Below are 4,553 nucleotides of genomic sequence, written 5' to 3' on the forward strand. Positions count from 1 at the left end.
GTTATGAACATTGAGCACATGAATACTGCGAAATAGTTGGCTATTATGTTGGTGCAACCGGAAACCTGGTGGTGATCAATGAAGATCCATGTGCTTTCGTACATATTGTTCGCGGCAACCGCGGTTGGTGCCAGGGTTGCCCATGCTATGCCCACGGAGTTTGCGACGCGGGAGATCGGCGCAGCAGCGAAGGCCGCAGCCGTTGCCGAGCCTCGCGTGACTTTCAAGACCGACCGCTCGCTCGGGGCGCAGGCCTACCGGTTCAGCAGGGTTTCAGATGGCACGGTCGTCGTAACGTCGGGCGATGCGTCGGGCGCCATGTATGGTGGCCTGGATATCGCCGAGGCGTTGCGCCTGGGCACGCTGAAAGAACTCGTCTCCGACCATCGTCTTCACACACCGCATGTTCTCGACCGCGGCATCAAGTTCAACCTGCCCCTGGACTGGAGGACCCCCACCTACTCCGACAGAACCACGGCATCGCAGAGCAATATCCCCGAGATGTGGTCGATGGACTTTTGGCACGACTTTATCGATGAGATGGCCCGCGACCGCTACAACCTGCTCTCGCTGTGGAGCGAACATCCGTTTCCATCGATGGTCAAGGTGCCGGAGTTTCCCGACGTCGCGCTCGATGACGTGTGGCAGGGAAAGACCGACGCAAACGGAGCGTATACCGATCATGCCGTCGTGAAGAAGATGACGATGGATCAGAAGATTGCCTTCTGGCGGGAAGTGATGGAGTACGCGCACGATCGAGGTATCGCAGTCTACATCTTCACGTGGAATGTCTTCACCCACGGAGCAACCGGAAAATACAACATCACGGATGCGATGTCCAATGCCACAACCGTCGCCTATACGCGCGACTCGGTCCGCGAGCTCATTAAGACCTATCCGCTGCTGGACGGCATGGGGATCACCTCGGGTGAAAACATGCCCGGAGCCACGGATGACGCGAAGGAAGACTGGGTCTGGGCCACCTACGGCGAGGGAGCGCGGAATGCGCTGCGCCAGGAGCCACATCGCAAGTTCCACATCATCCATCGCTTTCATCAGACCAGCCTCAGTCAGATCATGCAGCGCTGGAAGGACTTTTCCGGTCCCGTCGACTTCAGCTACAAATACTCCGTCGCGCACATGTATTCGATCGCCAACCCGCCCATGATCCAGGAGGCGCTGGACGTTCTTCCTCCTGGGAAAAAGATGTGGCTGGAGGTCCGCAACGATGACATCTATTCGTTCCGCTTCGGCGATCCGGACTACCTGCGGGACTATGTGGACAATATGCCGCCCGCCGAGGTCTCCGGCGGCTACATGATGGRCGCGGACGGATACTGTCTGGGGCGCGAGTTCCTGGACCGTGATCCCGGTCCGGGTCCGCATGAACTGGTCATTCAGAAGCAGTGGTACAGCTTCATGCTGATGGGCAGATTGAGCTACGACCCCACGATCCCGGACACGCACTTTCAGGAGGTGCTGGCGGCCCGTTTTCCCGGTGTGAGCGCGTTTGGGCTCTATCGCGCGCTCCAGTCTGCGTCGCAGACCATGCCGCTGATCACCCGATTCTTCTGGGGCGACATCGATATCAAGTGGTTCCCTGAGTCTTCGTCGAAGAGGCCCGCGGACAAGAACTACTACACCGTCCTCGACTTTGCCGAGGGTGAGTCGATGCCGGGCGCGAACGTGCTGAACATCCGCCAGTGGCGCACGAATGTGCTCGAGAAGCGGCCAATGACGAAGACTACCCCGTTGCAGATAGCGGATGCCCTTGAGGAGGAGTCGCGAGCCACCCTGCAGTCGGTCGCGGCGTTGCGGATGCAGACTCCGGGTGCCAATGCCGTGGAGTTTCGCAAGACCCTCGTAGACTGYGAATCGTTGGCATGGCTGGCACACTATTACGCAGAAAAGATTCACGCGGCAAGCGACCTTGGGCTATATGACCTGACCAGTGATGCCAGCCAGCAGGCCTCCGCGATCCGCCACCTCGACAGCGCGCTTGATGCCTGGAAGCACTATGCAACTGTGCGCGATGGGCAGTATGTGCCCGCGTTATACGGACGCGCGGGATACGTGAACATTACCGCAATGACTGCCAAAGTGGCTCAGGATCTGACTATTGCTCGCGGCTGGAGACCTGGCAGCATCCGCGCGACGGTACCGGGCCAGACCACCGAGCCGGGTGTCAAACCCTAACGCCAGAAATTTGGCGATGCGTTTTGAGGAACTAAGTGCTGGCGGTAAGAGTCGAAGCAGGATTTATGCTCGTTCGCCAGCAAGCCCTTCCGGTCTACAACATTTAGGCTGCCGTCGAACACTGAGAACCCGTTAACCGTAGCCCATGCGGTAGTGCTTGATGCCTCCGATATCAAAGCTAATTGGGAAATTACGCTCCACTTCGAAGAGTCAAGGAGAAAAAATCTGCTTTAAAACTCCGGGCATGTCGATTTTGGAAGAATCCGTTCGACGCATATATAGAGCGGGATTTTGGTTTGTCCATTGATCTCTTTCCCCTCATAAGCCACAACCGGAGAGAACCTCATGCAGTCAGCAATCGAATCCGCGCAATCGAGCGCCCCAGCCCCCCATTTCTCAAGGAAAAGGCTCTGGGCCGGACGCGTTATCACCGTCATCGCCATCCTGTTTTTGCTATTCGACGCCGCAGGCAAACTGTTGAAAATTTCTCCCGTCCTGGAGGCTTTCGCTCGGCTCGGGTATTCCGCGAGCCTCGCTCCCGGTATCGCCATCCTTTTGTTGGTCTGCACCGTGATTTACGCCATCCCCCGTACCTCAATTTTTGGAGCGGTACTATTGACCGCGTACCTCGGAGGCGCCGTCTCGGCGAATGTGCGCGTAAACGATCCGCTCTTTGAAACACTATTCCCCGCGATCTTTGGGGTTCTGATGTGGTCAGGACTTCTTTTGCGAGATGACCGCCTGCTGAAGCTCTTTCCTCTGAGGAGCTAGCCAGCAAATGAACAACTGACAACCGAGAGATGGGGCACAGTCGCGTCGATCTGGTCAGGCAGACTCTTTGACGTTTATGGAAGCTTGGTCGCCTGGTCGGGCTGAGATTGCCCTGCAACCAAACCGCGAGCGAATGGATAAGGAGCTTTAACAATGCGAATCATTTTGATCCACAAAGCAGACGAGAAATCAGAAGCTGGCATCCCACCCACCCTTGAACTGATAGGCAACATGGGCAAGCTGATGGAGGAGATGGGTAGATCCGGTGCGTTGCTTGCTGCCGAAGGACTTCAGCCGAGTTCGATGGGCGTGCGCCTCGCATTTTCTGAAGGGAAGCCCACTTTGACTCGCGGACCTTTTCCCGGTGGGAATGGTTTTATCGCCGGCTTCGCTATCGTCCGGCTCGAATCCATGGAGCAGGCGATCCAATGGGCCTCGCGCCTGGCTGGAACGGTTGATGAAGTTGATATCGGCTTAGTCAAGGAGCCATGGGACCTGGGTCTCTGCCCAAAACCGGAGGGACAAATGACACGGTTCATGATGATGTACAAGCTGGACAAAGCTCACGAGAGCGATCCTGACTTTGGTTCCGAGACGATCAGGAAATGGACTCAAGACATGATAGAAGCGGGGATACTTATGTTGGCCGAATCAATTCGGCCAAGTTCGAAGGGTGCACGCCTGCAATTCAGAGAAGGCAAAATTAGCGTGTCGGATGGACCTTACACAGAGTCCAAGGAAATCGTCGGCGGGTTCTGTATGCTTCAGGTCCGCTCACGAGAGGAAGCAATCGAATGGGGTTCTCGCTTCGTCAAGGTCCTGCGCGATGGAAAGGTCGAAGGGAATCTCGGCCTCGACATTTGTCCCCTCTCGGAAGTCTCGAGCCTGCTTTGAGGCAATCTCAAAACGGCTGGTTCATCAAACCATTCGAAGGCCATAACACCGCCGAGTTTGTCTTCGAGACCAAAGGCCGGTCGACTGAGGCCGTCGCTGAAAAGCAGGCTGCACGCGCGGGGTGATAGTGTCATCGGTAGTCGAAATGACCACCCATACACATCGAACGGTCGACGCGATCTGGCGAATTGAGTCAGCCAGGATTATCGCGGGCATCACGCGGATCGTGAGTGATGTTGGTCTGGCTGAGGAACTCGCACAGGATGCTCTTGTCAGTGCTCTCCAACAGTGGCCGGATTCCGGTATCCCCGATAATCCTGGAGCGTGGCTCATGGCGGCGGCAAAGTATCGGGCGATCGACCTCCTGCGGAGAAATAAACGCTTAGGCGAAAGGCAAGCCGAACTCGGTCGCGAACTGGAGGAAAGGGAGTTGCTGGTGCCGGACTACGACACGGCGCTAGATGACGATATCGGTGACGACCTTTTGCGCCTGGTGTTCATCTCCTGCCACCCTGTTCTCACCACGGAGGCCCGTGTCGCATTGACTCTTCGTTTACTTGGGGGTTTGACCACCACAGAAATTGCCAGGGCATTTCTGGTTTCAGAAGCCACTGTCGCTCAGCGAATCGTCCGCGCCAAAAGAACGCTCGCCGACGCCCACGTTCCATTTGAAGTTCCGCGCGGAGCAGAAC

4 protein-coding genes are annotated in these 4,553 nt (G+C 56.8%); all 4 read left to right on the forward strand.

Translation table 11 applies throughout. The features are described from left to right. Nucleotides 1–147: 147 nt before the first annotated feature. On the forward strand, nucleotides 148–2,196 hold the full coding sequence (locus AB4043_RS15740; RefSeq protein WP_442307472.1) for a hypothetical protein: 2,049 nt from the start codon (nucleotides 148–150) through the stop codon (nucleotides 2,194–2,196). Between the two features lie 345 nt (nucleotides 2,197–2,541). Then, nucleotides 2,542–2,967, forward strand: coding sequence for a DoxX family protein (locus tag AB4043_RS15745; RefSeq protein WP_442298914.1), 426 nt, complete (start codon nucleotides 2,542–2,544; stop codon nucleotides 2,965–2,967). A gap of 153 nt (nucleotides 2,968–3,120) precedes the next feature. After that, a complete protein-coding gene (locus AB4043_RS15750) occupies nucleotides 3,121–3,861 on the forward strand; it encodes a YciI family protein (protein ID WP_442298915.1) in 741 nt (246 codons plus the stop codon). 145 nt (nucleotides 3,862–4,006) lie between these two features. Next, a partial coding sequence (locus AB4043_RS15755; RefSeq protein WP_442307473.1) for a sigma-70 family RNA polymerase sigma factor occupies nucleotides 4,007–4,553 on the forward strand: 547 nt, incomplete at its 3' end.

Origin of the sequence: Terriglobus sp. YAF25, from assembly GCF_052113305.1 — a bacterium.
GTDB lineage: Bacteria > Acidobacteriota > Terriglobia > Terriglobales > Acidobacteriaceae > Terriglobus.

What these genes read in the sequence shown, in the direction of transcription:
- AB4043_RS15745 (WP_442298914.1), top strand. Translation starts at nt 2,542, where the DNA reads ATGCAGTCAGCAATCGAATCCGCGCAATCGAGCGCCCCAGCCCCCCAT.
- AB4043_RS15750 (WP_442298915.1), top strand. Translation starts at nt 3,121, where the DNA reads ATGCGAATCATTTTGATCCACAAAGCAGACGAGAAATCAGAAGCTGGC.